The organism is Pseudomonas sp. 29 (genome assembly GCF_002754355.1).
GTDB lineage: Bacteria > Pseudomonadota > Gammaproteobacteria > Pseudomonadales > Pseudomonadaceae > Aquipseudomonas > Aquipseudomonas neuropathica.
The window spans coordinates 1,154,382-1,172,209 of the sequence record NZ_PEEY01000001.1; the positions used below are offsets into that span (position 1 = coordinate 1,154,382).

Annotated in this window: 16 protein-coding genes; 6 read left to right on the top strand and 10 right to left on the bottom strand. The window is 60.1% G+C overall.

Annotation, left to right across the window (positions count from 1 at the left end; all coding sequences use genetic code 11):
- Positions 1-43 precede the first annotated feature (43 nt).
- The 7 genes from CLU80_RS05405 to CLU80_RS05435 form a co-directional block, all read right to left on the bottom strand.
- Positions 44-898, bottom strand: a complete 855-nt coding sequence (locus tag CLU80_RS05405) for an alpha/beta hydrolase (RefSeq protein WP_093442267.1) — start codon at positions 896-898, stop codon at positions 44-46.
- Complete coding sequence (locus CLU80_RS05410; protein ID WP_095051071.1) at positions 895-1,701, bottom strand: alpha/beta fold hydrolase; 807 nt, start codon at positions 1,699-1,701, stop codon at positions 895-897. Before CLU80_RS05410 ends, CLU80_RS05405 begins: the two co-directional genes overlap by 4 nt.
- Positions 1,702-1,976: 275 nt before the next feature.
- A complete protein-coding gene (locus CLU80_RS05415; protein WP_093442258.1) occupies positions 1,977-2,420 on the bottom strand; it encodes a hotdog fold thioesterase in 444 nt (147 codons plus the stop codon).
- A gap of 31 nt (positions 2,421-2,451) precedes the next feature.
- Positions 2,452-4,107 (bottom strand): AMP-binding protein, encoded by a 1,656-nt coding sequence (locus CLU80_RS05420; protein WP_099756924.1) that lies wholly within the window; start codon positions 4,105-4,107, stop codon positions 2,452-2,454.
- A gap of 204 nt (positions 4,108-4,311) precedes the next feature.
- Entirely contained in the window at positions 4,312-4,764 is a 453-nt protein-coding gene (sixA, locus tag CLU80_RS05425) for a phosphohistidine phosphatase SixA (RefSeq protein WP_099756925.1), read from the bottom strand.
- Entirely contained in the window at positions 4,761-5,108 is a 348-nt protein-coding gene (locus tag CLU80_RS05430; protein ID WP_008087808.1) for a DUF4389 domain-containing protein, read from the bottom strand. Before CLU80_RS05430 ends, sixA begins: the two co-directional genes overlap by 4 nt.
- An 18-nt stretch (positions 5,109-5,126) precedes the next feature.
- Positions 5,127-6,152 (bottom strand): NAD(P)H-dependent glycerol-3-phosphate dehydrogenase, encoded by a 1,026-nt coding sequence (locus tag CLU80_RS05435; RefSeq protein WP_090285290.1) that lies wholly within the window; start codon positions 6,150-6,152, stop codon positions 5,127-5,129.
- Between the two features lie 196 nt (positions 6,153-6,348).
- Between CLU80_RS05435 and CLU80_RS05440 the strand changes: the two genes are divergently transcribed.
- The 6 genes from CLU80_RS05440 (at position 6,349) to CLU80_RS05465 (ending at position 13,880) form a co-directional block, all read left to right on the top strand.
- Positions 6,349-8,472, top strand: a complete 2,124-nt coding sequence (locus CLU80_RS05440; protein WP_099756926.1) for a TonB-dependent receptor plug domain-containing protein — start codon at positions 6,349-6,351, stop codon at positions 8,470-8,472.
- A 1-nt stretch (position 8,473) separates the two neighbouring features.
- On the top strand, positions 8,474-9,406 hold the full coding sequence (locus tag CLU80_RS05445) for an ABC transporter substrate-binding protein (protein ID WP_099756927.1): 933 nt from the start codon (positions 8,474-8,476) through the stop codon (positions 9,404-9,406).
- Positions 9,403-11,307 (top strand): ATP-binding protein, encoded by a 1,905-nt coding sequence (locus CLU80_RS05450; RefSeq protein ID WP_093442229.1) that lies wholly within the window; start codon positions 9,403-9,405, stop codon positions 11,305-11,307. Before CLU80_RS05445 ends, CLU80_RS05450 begins: the two co-directional genes overlap by 4 nt.
- Before the next feature lie 247 nt (positions 11,308-11,554).
- On the top strand, positions 11,555-12,070 hold the full coding sequence (gene fabA, locus CLU80_RS05455) for a 3-hydroxyacyl-[acyl-carrier-protein] dehydratase FabA (RefSeq protein ID WP_003227150.1): 516 nt from the start codon (positions 11,555-11,557) through the stop codon (positions 12,068-12,070).
- 11 nt (positions 12,071-12,081) lie between these two features.
- Entirely contained in the window at positions 12,082-13,302 is a 1,221-nt protein-coding gene (gene fabB / locus CLU80_RS05460; protein ID WP_007968959.1) for a beta-ketoacyl-ACP synthase I, read from the top strand.
- A gap of 389 nt (positions 13,303-13,691) precedes the next feature.
- Positions 13,692-13,880 carry a hypothetical protein gene (locus tag CLU80_RS05465; protein WP_077574113.1) on the top strand — a complete coding sequence of 63 codons (189 nt, stop codon included), beginning with the start codon at positions 13,692-13,694 and terminating at the stop codon, positions 13,878-13,880.
- 70 nt (positions 13,881-13,950) lie between these two features.
- On the opposite strand, the gene CLU80_RS05470 is transcribed toward CLU80_RS05465, so the two are convergent.
- The 3 genes from CLU80_RS05470 to relA all read right to left on the bottom strand — a co-directional run bounded on the left by CLU80_RS05470 (position 13,951) and on the right by relA (position 17,743).
- Entirely contained in the window at positions 13,951-14,493 is a 543-nt protein-coding gene (locus tag CLU80_RS05470) for a DUF2058 domain-containing protein (RefSeq protein WP_016987455.1), read from the bottom strand.
- A gap of 25 nt (positions 14,494-14,518) precedes the next feature.
- Entirely contained in the window at positions 14,519-15,352 is an 834-nt protein-coding gene (gene mazG, locus CLU80_RS05475; protein ID WP_007917475.1) for a nucleoside triphosphate pyrophosphohydrolase, read from the bottom strand.
- 147 nt (positions 15,353-15,499) lie between these two features.
- Complete coding sequence (gene relA, locus CLU80_RS05480; RefSeq protein ID WP_099756928.1) at positions 15,500-17,743, bottom strand: GTP diphosphokinase; 2,244 nt, start codon at positions 17,741-17,743, stop codon at positions 15,500-15,502.
- Between the last annotated feature and the right edge of the window lie 85 nt (positions 17,744-17,828).

Below are 17,828 nucleotides of genomic sequence, written 5' to 3' on the forward strand. Positions count from 1 at the left end.
TCCCATTTCAACCCGCCCAGCCTCGACAGTTGCCCGCAGCAAGTCAAGGAATGGCGAAGAACCGATTGAAACAGTCTGCTACAAGGCCGGCACCCGCCTCGTCGTTCAGGTGCAAATGGTGCCCGCCCGCCAACTGTTCCCGGCTAAAGGGTAGACGCTCCAGCAGCTCCGGATGTTTGGCGAGCATGCCGTCAGCCGCGACCACCAACTGCGCCGGACAACTGACCCGAAGTGCGAAAGCCATTGCCTGTTCCTGGGTCAGACGCAGCGGCGATGGCAGGGTCAGGCGATTGTCGGTGCGCCAGGTGTAACCGCCGGGCACCGGCATCAGACCGCGCTGGGCCAACAATTCAGCCGCCTCACGGCTGACCGCCACCAGACCTTTCATGCGCGCTTCGATGGCACGGTCGAGGGTGTTGTAAACCGGTTTGCGCTTCTCGCGCAGATCCAGTTGCGCTTGCAGCGCCATGCCCATGCGCTCGGCGGCGTTTTCGCCTTTGTCTGTAGGAGGAATGACGCCGTCGATCAGCGCCAGATGGCTGATGCGTTCCGGCAGCGAACCCGCCAGCACCATGGAAACGATGGCACCCATCGAATGCCCGAGCAGGCCGAAACGCTTCCAGCCCAGTTGTTCGGCGACTTGCAGCACGTCATGGGCGTAATCCCACAGCGCATAGCCGGCGCCGTTCGGCCGATGCCCGGAGTGCCCGTGCCCGGCCATGTCCAACGCAATGATGCGCAAGCCTTTGAGTTTGGGCGCCAATCGGGCAAAGCTGTTGGCATTGTCGAGCCAGCCATGCAGTGCAATCACCGGCAGACCGTCCTCGGGGCCGAACAAATGCGCGGCCAGCTCGATATGCGGCAGGCTCAGGCGCACTTCTTCGAAGGTCGGACTCATGCGCAATCCTTGTCCTGACGGTTTTCCCAGCGAGTAAACAGATTCTTCAACAACCGTGCGGTGTCCTGTGGCCGCTCAAGCGGGAACATGTGGCCGCCAGGCATGCTCAGCGCCTCGCCCTGGGCCAGACGCGAAACGAAACGGGTGTGATGGCGCATGACCACACGGCTCTTGTGCCCGCGCACCACCGCCAGCGGCACCTGCAATTGCCGGGTGCGTCCGGGGCTGGTGTGGGGCACACCGCGATAGATACTGATCTCGGTGGCCGGATCGAAGCGCAGGCGCAGCTTGTCGCCGACCTGGTGCAAACCGTGCTGCAGGTAGGCATCGAAGCATTCCGGATCGAAACCACGGAACAGTGTCTTGCCAGCAAAATAGCTGCGCGCACTGTCGAGGTCGGCGAACTCTTCACGGCGCCCCAGCGTCCGTCCGGCCGGGGTCAGTCTGTCGATGAAGCCAAAGCGCTTGGCCGCGCGGATTACCCACTGATCAGTGCGGGTCAGCACCGGCGAATCGAGCATCACCACGCCGCGATACAGCTCAGGGCAACGCAGCGCCGCGTGCAAGTGCAGTACGCCGCCGAACGAATGGCCGACGCCCCACACCGGCTGATCCTGCTGCTGCAAATGGTGGATCAACTCGTCGACGAGGTTGTACCAGTTGTCATCCGCCGGAAAACGCGGGTCATGGGCATGCTGCTCCAGATGCGCAACCCGGTACTCGGGCGCCAGCGCCGCGAACAATTTGCCATAGGTGCCCGAAGGGAAACCGTTGGCGTGGGCGAAAAAGATCGGTTGCGACATGCTGGCAAATCCATGAGCGGGAAACGTGGCGTTGATTGTCCGTAAGACCGCGGCTTACAGCAATGACCGTAACTGCCAGGAATGATGACAGTCCGGTCAGCGTGATGGTGTGTCAGAGAGATCGCGTCCCCCTCACCCCAGCCCTCTCCCCCAGGGGGCGAGGGGGAAAGGGAGCCGATCTGCATGAATTTCAAAACCTGAGTTCGGCTCGGTATCTCAGGTCGATGTACTTCGAATAAACCACTCGGTCAGTCCCCTCTCCCTCTGGGAGAGGGTTAGGGTGAGGGTGGCTGCTCACCCAACGGCACCACCGCCATGGTCAACCGCGACACACAACTGGCCTTGCCTTCATCACTGGTCAAGCGAATGTCCCACACATGCGTGGTGCGACCAATGTGAATCGGCTTAGCCACCGCCGTCACCCGCCCACTGCGCAAGCCGCGCAGATGGTTGGCGTTGATCTCAAGTCCCACGCAGTAAAACTTGCTGGCATCGATGCACAGATAGCTGGCCATCGAACCGACGGTTTCTGCCAGTACCACCGAGGCGCCGCCGTGCAGCAAACCGTAGGGCTGATGGGTGCGATGGTCGATGGCCATGCTTGCAGTCAGCGATTCTTCGTCGAACGCTTCGAAGCGGATGTCCAGCACTTCGCCAATGGTGTTCTTCTGGATTGCGTTCAACTGCTCGATGTTCGGAGTGGTACGCCACAAGCTCATCGCAGACTTCCTTTGTTGTTTTAGTGGGCGCTCAATCCTGCCACAGCACCGCCTCGCTGCGCTCGCTCCATTCTTCGAAACGCGCGCCATAGGTGTCTTCGATGACGTTGCGCTTGATCTTCAGGGTAGGCGTGAGGAAGCCGTTTTCCACCGCCCAACTGTCCTTGACCACCACCAGTCGACGCAGGCGTTCGTGCTTGTCGAGCACGGCGTTGACCTCTTCGAGGAGTTTTTCCAGGCTCGAATGCAGGCTCGCCCGGCCCTCCTCTTGATTGACCGTCGACAAGACGCACAAGCCGAGTGGCGCGCTTAGGCCGTCCCCTACCACACACACCTGTTCAATCCGCGAATGCACGGCCAAGCGATTTTCGATCGGTGCCGGGGCAACATATTTGCCCTTGCTGGTCTTGAAGATCTCCTTGAGTCGGCCAGTCAGGCGCAGGCGCCCTTCAGCATCCTGTTCGCCCTTGTCACCGGTGCGCAGAAAGCCGTCCTCGGTCAACGTTTCGGCGGTCTTCTGCGGTTCCTTGAAATAGCCGAGCATGTTCGCCTGACTGCGCACCTGCACCTCGCCCGACTCATCGATGCGTACTTCGACAGCCGGGCACGGCTTGCCGATCCAACCCTGCTTGTATTGCCCCGGCAGGCAGATGTGCGAGTAGCCGCAACTCTCGGTCATGCCGTAGACCTCCAGCACATCCAGGCCAAGTTTCTGATACCAGGCGAGCAAGGTCTGCGGCACCGGCGCGGCACCGGATAACGCCACGCGCAAAGCATCCAGCCCCAGGCCTGCCAGTACCTTGTGACCAACGCGCTTGCCAATGAATGGCAGACCGAGAAGAAAATCCAGACGTTTTGCCGGGATCTTGCTGTACACGCCCATCTGGAATTTGGTCCAGATGCGCGGCACACCGAACATCGCGGTCGGCCGCGCTCGCTGCAGGTCAGTGATGAAGGTCTCAAGGCTCTCGGCGAAGAAAACCGTCTGCCCTGTGTAGATCGACGCCAGTTCTACGAACATGCGCTCGGCGACGTGGCACAGCGGCAAGTACGAGAGCAATCGATCGTTCTCGTTAAGCCCGAACAGTTGCGTGCCGCGCGTCGTGGCGAAACCGAGATTGGCAAAACTGTGCATCACGCCTTTGGGCAGGCCGGTGGTGCCGGAGGTGTAAATGATCGTCGCCAATTGCTCGGCCGCCGGACGGGGATCATCCTGAATCGGCGAACTGCGCTGCAAGTCGGCCCAAGTAAAATCGAAATCCCCGGGCGGGTGCAGTGGCAGGCTGATGGTCGGCAGATCCGCCGGCACGCCTTTGGACATGCCCGGCCAGTCGTCGAGCTTGCCGATGAATGCCAGGACGCTTTCCGAGTGATTGAGCACTTGCGCGACAGAGTCGGCGGTGAGGTTGGGATACAGCGGAACGGAGACGTGCCCGGCCATCCAGATCGCCAGGTCGGCGATGATCCAGTGCGCGCAGTTTTTCGAGATCAGGGCGATATGGCTGCCCTGCGGCAACTCCCGCGCACGCAACCAATGTGCGGCGCAGCGGGCCTGATGGCCGACGTCGGCCCAGCTCAGCGTCTCGACCTGGCCGCCGCCAATGGGCTGCACGAGGAAGCGCTGGCGCGGGTGCCGGGCTTCACGTTCGTAGAACACGTCCAGCGGCAAACGGAAGGCGGCAGACATGCGACTCGCTCCTGTTTTTTGGGTCTGGAGCAAGCGTAGTCAACCAAGCAAGTGCTTGGTTGGAAAATTCACACAAATAATTTCATGGTTTACGCAGAAACCAATGTGGGAGCGAGCCTGCTCGCGAATGCAGGCTGTCAGACACATAAATGATGAATGACACGCCGCTTTCGCGAGCAGGCTCGCTCCCACAAGGAACCAGCGTTATGGATGTTTGAGGCTGTTGAGGGTCATCGAGCCGATCAGCAGCTCTGCGCTTTCAAGCTCAGCCAACCCGGCAGTACTGACCTTCTCCGGCGGATACCCGGCGCCATGTTGCAGATAACTCAGCAGATTGCCCACCAGCGGGTTGTGACTGACCAGCAGGACGTTGCTCACCGACACCAGTTGATCGGTGACCTTGTCCGGGTCGGTCTCCGGCGTCAGCCAATCGACCGTGCGAATCTCCGGCTCGAAACCCAGCGCCTCACGAACAATCTGCGCAGTCTGTTGCGCGCGCAGATAAGGACTGGCGTAGATCGCCGTCAGCGGTTGGCCGATCAAATGGGCCGCGCTGTTCAAGACTTCTTTACGGCCGTGATCGGTCAGTTCCCGTTCGGAGTCGGGGCACGAGCCGTAAGGCACGGCTTCACCGTGACGTAATACCCAGAGTTTCATAGCTTGGGTTCCTCATCTCGGACCGGATGCGGTGCCGGTGCGACGGCGTGCGGCGCTTCACCTTCCGGAGTACGCGGGGTTGGCCAGTCGGCGAACGGCCACGGTTTCTGGTCGCTGTGGAAACTGCCGAAACGGCCGATCTGCGCCAGAAACTGGCTCAGGCTGTCGCCGAAATTCATCAGGCTGGCGCTCGGGGCGCCATAGATCAAACGATAGATCAGTTGCACCAGCACCACCGCGCCGAGGATGAACTGTGCCACTTGCCAGACCAGCACGTAGACGATCATCCACAACACACGCAGAAGGATGGATTCGTACTTGGCTTCGGTTTTCGGATCGTTCATGACTTGCTCCGTGCTGAATCAGTTGAAACCACTGGTGGAAATAAAATCGACGTCGGTTTTCGGCTCGGCCCGCATCAGTAGACCGATCACCTGCTCCAGCGTGCGTCCTTCAAAGAGGATCGCATGCAGCCCGGCGACCAGTGGCATGTACACGCCGACTTCCTGAGACTTGGCCTTGAGCACCTTCAAGGTGTTGACCCCTTCAGCGACTTCACCAAGTCGCGACACCGCTTCGTCGAGACTCAAGCCCTGACCCAGCGCAAAACCGACTTGATAGTTGCGACTCTTCGGCGACGAACAGGTCACGATCAGATCGCCGACACCGGCCAGACCGAGGAAGGTCATGGGATTAGCGCCCTGATTCACGGCAAAACGGGTCATTTCCGCCAGTGCCCGGGTGATCAGCATGCTCTTGGTGTTCTCGCCCATCTCCAGCGCCACCGCCATGCCGGCGATGATCGCGTAAACGTTTTTCAACGCTCCGCCCAACTCGACACCGAAACGGTCAGCACTGGCGTAAACGCGGAAGGTACGACCGTGCAGCGCGGCTTGCACGGCTTTACACAGTTCTTCGTCTTCGCTGGCGACCACGGTGGCGGTCAGTGCGTGTTCGGCAATCTCGCGCGCCAGGTTCGGCCCGGACAACACGCCGATGCGCGCCTGCGGGGCGATTTCTTCGAGAATCTGGCTCATCAGTTTGAAGGTCTGGGCTTCGATGCCTTTGGTCAGGCTGACCAGCATCTTGCCGCTCAACCGCTCGGCGTGAGCGGCAAGCACCGTGCGCAACGCGCTGGACGGCAGCGCGACAAAGCACAGATCGCAGGCGTCGAGGGTTTCCTGCAGGTCGGTGACGGCAGTCACCCCCGGCAGAATCTTGATGCCTTTGAGGTAACGCGGGTTTTCGCGATTGACCCGGATGGCCTCGGCCTGCTCGGGGTCACGCATCCACTGCCGGACTTGATGGCCGTTCTCGGCCAAAAGATTGGCCACGGCGGTACCAAAACTTCCGCCTCCCAGGACCGCAATCGGGCGCTGTTCAGTCATATGCAATCCGTTAATCCATACCAGTGGCGATGCCGGCATTATACGGGGCGGCCAACGCGCGGCCAGCCCCAGCAACAATTACCGACACTTGTAGGAAGAAGACCAATAAAACCTAGGAAAATGCCTGCAACGTGACTGGAAATGTCGCTGCCCTCGGTTAACATGCGCGCCAATTCTTCGCTATCAAGGTTGTGTCGTGTCTTTTGGCTCTGCGTCCCCGCGTTCGTCCGTCTTACTGGCGCTGCTGTTCAGCCCGGTATTAATGGCGGACGACCTGTTCATGGACAACGAAGCACTGCCCCAGGTGCTGACCGCCACGCGCCTGAAGCAGACACCGGCGGAAGTGCCGGGAAGCATGACCGTAATTGACAACGAACTGATCCACGCCAGCGGTGCCCGCGATATCAGCGAACTGCTGCGACTGGTGCCGGGGATGATGGTCGGCAACATCAGCGGCAATCAAGCGGCGGTCAATTACCACGGCACCAACGCCAGCGAAGCGCGGCGCATGCAGGTGCTGATCGACGGTCGCTCGGTGTACCGCGCCGGTTTGTCCACGGTGGACTGGAGCGATATTCCGGTGGCCATGGAAGACATCGAGCGCATCGAAGTTTTTCGCGGCCCCAACACTGTCAGCTACAGCGCCAACGCGCTGATGGCGGTGGTCAACATCATCACGCGAAACCCGATGGACAGCCACGGTACGCGGCTGAAGTACACCCGTGGTCAGCGCGGCATCAACGATTTCTACGCCAGCCAGGGCACCGGCTGGAATGGCGGCGACTTGCGTCTGTCGTTGTCCGGGCAAGAAGACGACGGCTTCGACAGCGATCGCAGCGGCGCCGATTACCGTGACAGCCGGCGCTTGAACCGTTTCAGTCTCGCGGTCAGCCACACCCTCAGCGATAACCAGAGCCTCGACTGGCAGGTCAACGCCAAGGACGGCAGCAACCAGCGGCCGTACACCTATCGTCCGGTGTTTTCCGGGATTACTGCCGCCGGGAACAACTCCGACGTGGTCGCCAAGGATTACGCCGGCTCGGTGCGCTGGAACCTCGACATCAACCCCGAACACAGCCTTTATATACAAGGCTCGGCGCAACACTGGGATCGTCAGCAAACCTGGCGCGCCTGCGATGCCGAGGTGTCGTTCAGCCCCGAACTGACGCAACTGTGGCAACTCAACCCGAATTACACCGAACGCCTGGCGCGCAACATCACCCGTTTCACCGGCCCCGGCGCTGCGCCCGGCACCCCGCAGGAAATGGCTCTGGCCAATCAGGTGCTCGAGCAATGGCGTAACGGCGCCAGCCGCACCCTGTGCGGCGACATCGACCAGAGCGCACGGGAATCGCGTTACGACCTCGAAGTGCAGGACACCCTCAGCCTGTCCGACAGCCTGCGTCTGGTCAGCGGTATGAACTATCGTTACGACCGCGCCGACTCCGAAACCTACTTCAACGGCACACTGGACGACACCACGTGGCGCGCGTTCGGCCAACTGGAATGGCGTGCCACTGAACACTGGTTGTTGCAGGGCGGTGCGATGTTTGAAGACACGCAACTGATCGGCAGTTCGCTGACGCCGCGCTTCGCCGTCAATTACCTGATCAACCCGCGCCACGGCCTGCGCGCGGTTTACTCGGAAGCGATCCGCTCGCCGGACATGTTCGAGAACAACGTCAACTGGAGCTATCAGGTCAGCAACCTGCGGCCTTCGGCTTACGGCCAGTCGTCGGCGCGGTACTTCGTCAAGACGCGCGGCCCGGGCGATCTCGATCAGGAGCACATGCGCTCGCGGGAGCTGGGCTACAACGGCTACTTCGCCGAGCTGGGCCTGGCCCTGGATGTGAAGCTGTTCTACGACGAGATCACCGGAATGATCAGTGAGCCGCTGCGTAACAACCAATACATCGCCAGCAACGCCAACAGCTCGCGGTTTCGTGGCACCGAAACCCAGCTCGACTGGCGCGTGAGCCTGGCCGACCGCTTGCGGTTCACCTACGCCTTCGTCGATGCCGAAGCGAGCAATCCGCTGGATCAACAATTCACCTCACGCAATAGCGGTTCGGCCGGTTGGCTGCGCGATTGGGGCCATGGCTGGAACAGCGCCCTCTTCTATTACGGCGACAACGCGCTCAATGGCTACCGTTTCGAGCGGGTCGACACGCGCATCGCCAAACGCATCCCGCTGGGCAAAGCCCAGCTGCAACTGGCCGGCGTGCTGCAACAGCGCCTCGACCATGAGCCGACCACCTTCGTCGACAATAATTACGACGAGCGTCGGGTGATGTATTTCAGCGCTGAGCTGGAGTTCTAGGATGCGCTACCGGCCGTCACGGAAGCTGCCAACCCTTGGCCACTGGCTGGCCGGGGTTTGCCTGTTTCTGACCGCATGGCTTCATGGCATGGCGGTGCAAGCCGCCGATATTCTGTTGACCGGTGCCGAGGAAAGTCCCGGCGTGCAAGCATTCGTCCAGGCACTCAGCGAACTGCGTCCGACTGACAACGTGCGTTTCCAGCCGCTGGCCAGTCTGCCGGCACCGGGAAAACTGCCTGCCAGTCTGCGCCTGATTCTGCTCGACCTGCCGAGCCTCGACTGGCGCCTGCAAGACCCCCAAGGCCCGGCAACGCTGGTGCTGCGCATCAGTCGTCTGCAAGCGCGCCAGCGCCTCGGCAGCGCGCAACCGGCGCACCTGAGTTTGCTGTGGAGTGATCCACCGCTGAGCCGCCAGTTGCAGTTGATCCGACGCATTCTGCCCCAGGCCCAGCGGATCGGCGTGCTCTTCGATCAACACAGCGAATTCCTCCTCAAGGAACTCAATCTCGCCGCCGAACCACTGAACCTGCAAATCGTCAGCCAGCGCTGGGACAACATCCACGACAGCCGCCCGCTGCAAACCGTGCTGAAGAACAGCGATGTGTTACTCGGCCTCGACGACCCCGATCTTTACAACCCGAAAACCGCGAAAAACCTGCTGCTCAGCAGCTATTCACGGCAAGTCGCGCTGGTCGGTCCCAACGTGGCGTTCGTCCGCGCCGGCAGCCTGGCGAGTACCTACAGCGATCAGAACGACTGGCTGGCCGTGCTCGATCATTTGCTCGACCAATCGCCGGCCAGTTGGCCGCGAACGCTCTACCCCGCACGCTTTAAAGTCTCAAGTAATGCGCAGGTCGCTCGTTCCCTAGGGATCGAGCCGCTAAATGAAGCGTCTGTCGCCCAAGCGCTGGCTGAAGGAGAACGCCGTCCATGAGTTTTCGTCGCCGTTGGGACATCAACACCCGCACCCAGTTGATCAGTCTGGGCCCGGCGCTGTTGTTGACCTTGTTGCTGATCAGCTTCTTTACCTTTGTGCGCATTCAGGATCTGCGCCAGGAGCTGAACCACACCGGCCAACTGATCGCCAACCAACTGGCACCCGCCACTGAATACGGGGTGATTTCCGGCAATAACGAAGTGCTGGAAAGCCTGCTCAAAGCGACACTGGCCACGCCCAACGTGCGCTTTCTCGAAATACAGGACAGCGCCAACCGGATTCTGGTGTACGTCGAACAGCCCGCCGCCGCGCACAGTCGCCCGCATCAGGTTGAAGTGTTTCAGGCACCGGTGCGCCTGCAACGCATCGCCCTGCACAATGATTTCTTCCAGGACGGCAAGGTCAGCAACGGCGGGGCCAGCGAGGACTATCTGGGCCGAGTGATCGTTGGCTTATCCAACGATGCCTTCAGCCAGCGCCAGCAGGAGATTCTGTTCAAGGCCGGGATTCTCGCGCTGTTCGCCCTGCTCTTCACCTTCGTATTGGCACGACGCCTGGCCGGCAGCCTGTCGCAGCCGATCCGCGACATCGGCGATGCGGTCAAGGCGATTCAGGACGGCGATTACAAAACCCCGCTGCCGATTGTCGATGACACCGAACTGGGCGCGCTGTCGCAGCACATCAACAACCTCGCCCAAGCGCTGGAACAGGCCAGCCGTGAGCAGCATCAAGCCATGGCGCAACTGATTCAGACCCGCGAAGAGGCGGAAAAGGCCAACAACGCCAAGTCGGACTTTCTGGCGATGATGAGCCACGAACTGCGCACGCCCATGAACGGCGTGCTGGGCATGCTGCAACTGCTGGAAACCACCGAGATGACCGAGGAGCAGGTCGAATACGCCGCCCTTGCCTCGGAGTCCACCGAACACCTGCTGAAAGTCATCAACGATATTCTCGACTTCTCGCGCATCGAACGTTCCGAGCTGGAACTGGAGCACATCCCGTTCAACCTCGCCGAACTGATCGGCGCCTGCGCCCAGTCGTTCCAGCACAGCGCGGTGCAGCGGGGTCTGGCGCTGAACTTGCGCATCCCGGACGACATGCGCGGTTTGCAGGTGCAGGGCGATCCGACGCGGATCCGGCAGATTCTGGTCAACCTCGTCGGCAATGCACTGAAGTTCACCGAACAGGGCCGGGTCAGCATCGAGGCGCAGTGGCAGTCGCTGGATCACGAATTGCTGTGGTTCACCTGTTCGGTGCGTGACAGCGGCATCGGTATTTCTTCTGAAAGTCTGGAGCTGATGTTCAACGCCTTCCAGCAGGCCGACAGTTCGATTTCACGGCGCTATGGCGGCACCGGTCTCGGTCTGCCGATCGCACGTACATTGGCCGAACGCATGGGCGGCACCTTGCGCGCGCAGAGCGAGGAAGGTCGCGGTTCGGTATTCACTCTGGAAATTCCCCTGGCACTCTATAAGCAGGCGCTGCCGCCCCTGGCTGCGCCGCGTGCACTGAACGGCAAAGAGCATGGTGAAGGGCGCAATGTCTTGCTGGTCGAAGACAATCCAGTGAACCAGACCGTTATTGAAGCGATGCTGCGCAGTCTGGGCTTTACTGTCAGTGTTGCTACCGATGGCGCACAAGCCGTGCGCAGCGCCGAGGGCAGCGACTTTGAAGTGATTCTGATGGATTGCCGTTTGCCGATCATCGATGGCTATGAGGCCACCCGACAGATCCGTTGCCTACCCGGACGCAGCGAAGTGCCGATCATCGCGCTGACCGCCAACGCCTTGCAGGGCGACCGGGAAACCTGCCTGTCGGCGGGGATGAACGATTATCTGGCGAAGCCGTTCAAACGTAATGATCTGCAGCAGATTCTGCAGCGCTGGGTGTCGTAGTGTGGGCCTTTCGACCATCTGCGACTGGCGTGAAAAGCGAAAGTGCGGCAGTCTTAGGCACCCGAACGAGCCTCAAAAGAGGCTTGAATAAAAATTTCAGTGCACAAGTGTACATTCATGTCCTTGGTGCTGTGACTTTCACCACAACGCAATAGTCTATGAGTAGGCTGCCGGTTCGAGGCATGAACGCTTCGAACGGTCGGGAAGATTTGCCCCACCTGCCGCATGGGATTATTGAGGAGCTCGCATGACCAAACAAAACGCCTTTACTCGGGAAGATCTGCTGCGCTGCAGTCGCGGTGAGCTGTTCGGCCCAGGTAACGCGCAACTGCCCGCCCCGAACATGCTGATGGTCGATCGCATCACCCTGATCAGCGAAGAAGGCGGCAAGTACGGCAAAGGTGAATTGGTCGCCGAGCTGGATATCAACCCTGACCTGTGGTTCTTCGCGTGCCACTTCGAAGGCGATCCGGTGATGCCGGGCTGCCTGGGTCTGGATGCCATGTGGCAACTGGTCGGTTTCTTCCTGGGCTGGCAAGGCCTGCCGGGCCGTGGCCGTGCGCTGGGTTCAGGCGAAGTGAAGTTCTTCGGTCAGGTGCTGCCGACCGCCAAGAAAGTCACCTACAACATTCATATCAAACGCGTCCTCAAGGGCAAGCTGAACCTGGCCATCGCCGATGGTTCGGTGACTGTCGACGGTCGCGAAATCTACACCGCCGAAGGCCTTCGCGTCGGCGTGTTCACCTCCACTGACAACTTCTAAGGGTTATTCGCATGCGCCGCGTCGTTATCACTGGTCTGGGCATCGTTTCGTGCCTGGGCAATGACAAAGAGACCGTCTCCGCTAACCTGCGTGCAAGCCGCCCTGGCATCCGGTTCAACCCGGAATATGCTGAAATGGGTCTGCGTAGCCAGGTTTCCGGCTCCATCGACCTCAACCTTGAAGAACTGATCGATCGCAAGATCTATCGCTTCGTCGGCCACGCAGCCGCGTACGCCTACCTGGCCATGAAAGACGCCATCACTGACTCCGGCCTGACCGAAGAGCAAGTGTCCAACCCGCGTACCGGCCTGATCGCTGGTTCCGGTGGTGCTTCCACGCTGAACCAGATGGAAGCGCTGGACATCCTGCGCGAGAAAGGCGTCAAGCGCGTTGGCCCGTACCGTGTAACGCGGACCATGAGCAGCACCGTTTCCGCTTGTCTGGCCACGCCATTCAAGATCAAAGGCCTGAACTACTCCATCGCATCTGCCTGCGCCACCAGTGCTCACTGCATCGGTACCGCCATGGAACAGATCCAGATGGGCAAACAGGACATCGTTTTCGCCGGTGGCGGTGAAGAAGAGCACTGGAGCCAGTCGTTCCTGTTCGACGCGATGGGCGCTCTGTCCAGCAAGCGTAACGACACCCCGGAACAAGCTTCCCGTGCCTACGACGCTGACCGTGACGGTTTCGTCATTGCCGGCGGTGGCGGTATGGTCGTGGTTGAAGAACTGGAACACGCTCTGGCCCGTGGCGCGAAGATCTACGCCGAAATCGTTGGCTACGGCGCAACGTCCGACGGCTACGACATGGTTGCCCCAAGTGGCGAAGGCGCGATCCGCTGCATGCAGATGGCGATGTCCACCGTTGATACGCCGATCGACTACCTGAACACCCACGGCACCTCGACTCCGGTCGGCGACGTCGCGGAAATGAAAGGTGTGCGTGAAGTGTTCGGCGACAAGGCACCAGCGATCAGCTCGACCAAGAGCCTGTCCGGTCACTCCCTGGGCGCCGCCGGCGTTCACGAAGCGATCTACTGCATGCTGATGATGGAAGGCAACTTCATTGCCGGTTCCGCCAACATCGACGAGCTGGACCCTGAAGTGGCCGACCTGCCGGTGCTGACCAAGACCCGCGAAAACGCCACCATCAACACTGTGATGAGCAACAGCTTCGGCTTCGGCGGCACCAACGCCACGCTGGTACTGAAGCGCTGGGAAGGCAAGTAATTCCCCCCGCTTGAGCCACACATGAAAACGCCCCGACTGGTTCGGGGCGTTTTTTTGCCCGAAGAAAATAGCAGGTACACCGCAAAACCCTGTGGGAGCGAGCCTGCTCGCGAATGCGATATTCCAGTCATCCTATCGTCGTCTGACCCACTGAATTTGCGAGCAGGCTCGCTCCCACAATGGGTTTCGGCGCTTCTGAAAATGAAACTTCTGTCATGAAACTTTGCCCCCTGCGACCGAATGTCGCGGATTACGCGGGCTGCAGCACTGTTGCAAAAAACGCAATAACACCTTGCGCAAATCAAGCGTTTACTTAGCAAGCTAACAAATCATATAAAAGAGTCCTGCACACGCCTTGCTGCAGATAACTTGAGATTTGGAGCTAGCAGATGACTGTAAAAGTAACTGAACGCGACGATTCACACATGTCCCACGAAGGCGTAGCCGCCGGTATCCGCATCTGGGACGTGCATCAACAAGACTTGCTGGTCGGCATGTTCCACAACGAGATCGATGCCCACAACTACAAGGCCGAACTCGAAGTGCAAGAGCAACAACGCGAAACCCGCTCCTCCTGATTCAACCACAGCATTGAAAACGACAAACCCCGCCATGAGCGGGGTTTGTCGTTATTACAGCTTTATCGATTTACCACATCAGGTCATCAGGGATCTGATACGCCGCGTACGGATCGTCCTCGGTGCTGACCTCTTCGGTCTGCACGTTGAGCTGGACGATGCGCTGTGGATCGCGCTCCTGGATCTTCAGGGCCGCTTCACGCGGGATCACTTCGTAGCCGCCGGCATGGTGCACGATCGCCAGCGAACCGCTGCTGAGCTTGTTGCGCATCAGTGTGTTGACCGAGATACGCTTGACCTTCTTGTCATCGACGAAGTTGTAGTAGTCCTCGGTGGTCAGCTTCGGCAGACGCGAGACTTCGATCAGTTGTTTGACCTGAGCGGCACGCGCCTTGGCTTCGGCTTTCTCTTTCTGCTGACGGTTCAGCTCCTGGTCACGCTTGACCTTCTCGGCCATGGCTTCCTGGGCGGCACGCTGCTGCGAGTCATCCAGCTCGATCTGACCTTTGTGCGCCAGACGTTGCTGCTTTTGCTTGTCCTTGCTGACTTGCTTGGCCTGCTTTTGGTTGACCAGGCCTGCTTTGAGCAACTGGTCGCGAAGGGAAATACTCATGGTGCTTACTCACTTGGGCAGTGGCTCAGCCGCAGCCGGGCAAATTCTTTTCCTGACGTTTGGCTTCACCCCACAGGGCGTCCAACTCTTCGAGGGTGCAATCTTCTATGGGACGGTGGGTGTCGCGCAATGCCTGTTCGATAAATCGGAAACGTCTTTCGAACTTGCCGTTGGCGCCACGCAATGCCGTTTCCGGGTCAACCTTCAGATGCCGGGCCAGATTGACCACGGAAAACAGCAGATCGCCGATCTCGTCAGCCACGGCTACAGGATCGTTTTCGGACATGGCTTCGAGGACTTCATCAAGTTCTTCGCGCACCTTGTCGAGCACCGGCAAGGCGTCCGGCCAGTCGAAACCGACCTGGCCTGCGCGCTTCTGCAACTTGGCCGAACGCGATAATGCCGGCAACGTTGCCGGCACGTCATCGAGCAGTGACAGTTGCTCGGGCGCGGCAGATTTCTCCGCGCGCTCTTCAGCCTTGATCTCTTCCCAGCGCTGCTTGACCTGTTCTTCGCTCAAGCGCGGCACATCCAGCGGCGCGTAGAGATCGCCGGTGGGAAACACGTGCGGGTGACGACGGATCAGCTTGCGGGTGATGCTGTCGATCACCCCGGCAAATTCGAAGCGCCCTTCTTCCTTGGCCAACTGGCTGTAATACACGACCTGAAACAGCAGATCGCCGAGCTCGCCCTGCAAATGATCAAAGTCGCCGCGTTCGATGGCGTCGGCCACTTCGTAGGCTTCTTCGAGGGTGTGCGGAACGATGGTCGCGTAGGTTTGCTTGATGTCCCACGGGCAACCGTATTGCGGATCGCGCAGACGGTTCATCAGGTGGAGCAGGTCTTCAAGGCTGTACATCATTTCACTCACTACATAGATCCCTGTGGGAGCGAGCTTGCTCGCGAAGGCGGACTTTCAATCACATCAATGCTGGATGCGATACCGTCTTCGCGAGCAAGCTCGCTCCCACATTGGATCGGCGTTCACATTCGAAATCGTCGATGTTCAAGGCGTACGGTTACGCCGCGTTTCGATGATGTTCGGCAACTGCGAAATCCGCCCGAGCAACCGCCCCAGCGCATCCAGCCCCGGGATCTCGATCGTCAGGGACATCAGCGCGGTGTTGTCTTCCTTGTTCGAGCGGGTGTTGACCGCCAGCACGTTGATGCGCTCGTTGAGCAATACCTGCGAGACGTCACGCAGCAGACCGGAACGGTCGTAGGCGCGGATGACGATATCGACCGGATAGGTGAGCACCGGCACCGGGCCCCAACTGACCTGGATGATCCGCTCCGGTTCGCGCCCACCCAGTTGCAGCACCGAGGCGCAGTCCTGACGGTGAATGCTCACGCCACGGCCCTGAGTGATATAGCCGACGATCGCATCGCCCGGCAGCGGCTGGCAGCAACCGGCCATCTGCGTCATCAGGTTGCCGACGCCCTGAATCTGAATGTCGCCGCGCTTGCCCGGTTTGTAACCGGTGGCTTTGCGTGGAATCAGTTCCAGCTGCTCGTTGCCGCGTTCCGGTTCGACCAGTTGCTGCGCGAGGTTGACCAGTTGCGCCAGACGCAGGTCGCCGGCACCGAGGGCGGCAAACATGTCTTCGGCGGTTTTCATGTTGGCCTTGTCGGCCAGCTTGTCGAAGTCCACCGCAGGCAGACCGAGGCGCGTCAGTTCGCGCTCGATCAGGGTTTTACCGGCGGCAACGTTCTGGTCGCGCGCCTGCAATTTGAACCAGTGAACGATCTTCGCCCGCGCCCGCGAGGTGGTGACGTAACCGAGGTTCGAGTTCAGCCAGTCGCGGCTCGGCGTACCGTGCTTGCTGGTGATGATCTCGACCTGCTCACCGGTCTGCAGGCTGTAGTTGAGCGGCACGATGCGCCCATTGATCTTCGCGCCACGGCAGTTGTGGCCGATCTCGGTGTGCACGCGATAAGCGAAGTCCAGCGGCGTCGCGCCTTTCGGCAAGTCGATGGCGTGGCCATCGGGAGTGAAGATGTAGACCCGATCCGGCTCGATATCGACGCGCAGTTGTTCGGCCAGACCACCGATATCGCCCAGCTCTTCGTGCCACTCGAGGACCTGTCGCAGCCAGGAGATTTTCTCTTCGTAGTGGTTGGAGCCTGATTTGACGTCGGTGCCCTTGTAGCGCCAGTGCGCGCAGACACCGAGCTCAGCCTCTTCATGCATCGAGTGCGTACGGATCTGCACCTCGAGCACTTTACCCTCAGGGCCGATCACCGCCGTGTGCAGCGAGCGGTAGCCGTTCTCTTTCGGGTTGGCGATGTAGTCGTCGAATTCTTTCGGGATGTGCCGCCACAAGGTGTGGACGATGCCGAGCGCGGTGTAGCAGTCGCGCATTTCCGGGACCAGCACGCGCACCGCACGCACGTCGTAGATCTGGCTGAATTCCAGACCCTTGCGCTGCATTTTGCGCCAGATCGAATAGATGTGTTTGGCCCGGCCGCTGATGTCGGCATCGACGCCGGTGGCATGCAATTCATCCTTGAGCTGGGTCATCACATCGGCGATGAAACGCTCACGGTCCAGCCGTCGCTCGTGGAGCAACTTGGCAATCTGCTTGTATTGATCCGGCTCGAGATAACGGAAGGACAAGTCCTCCAGTTCCCATTTGATATGACCGATGCCGAGGCGGTGCGCGAGCGGCGCATAAATGTCGAAGACTTCGCGGGCGACGCGGTTACGCTTTTCGTCGTCGGCGGTTTTCACCGCACGAATGGCGCAGGTGCGTTCGGCGAGTTTGATCAGGGCAACGCGAACGTCATCGACCATCGCCACCAGCATCTTGCGCAGGTTTTCCACCTGCCCTTGCGTGCCCATGACCATCGACTGACGCGGGCTGAGGCTGGCACTGATGGCGGCCATGCGCTGCACGCCGTCGATCAGCTTGGCCACCACCGGACCGAAGCGCTGGCCGACAGCCGCGAGTTCGATCTGGCCTTCGCGCACGCCGCGATACAAAACCGCTGCGACCAGCGAATCCTGATCGAGCTTGAGGTCGGCGAGAATCTCGGCGATTTCCAGGCCCGTACTGAAACTGCCGGAGCCTTCGGCCCACAGATTCTTCCTGGCATTGGACTGTTGTTCGGCCTCGCGAGCGAACTCGCAGGCTTCTTTCAAGGCTTCGCGATCCAGTGCCAGATCGACACTGACCGCGTGATCGAGCCAAGCCTCGAGATTGATACTGCCGTCAGTGTTGATCGGCTGGTGTGCTCTCACCTGTACCATCTTGCTTTACCTTCCCTACGACGCAGATTCAATGCGTCAAATCGCTGACCCTTGTTGCCCGTTTGCGCTCGCGGGGCTAAAGCGA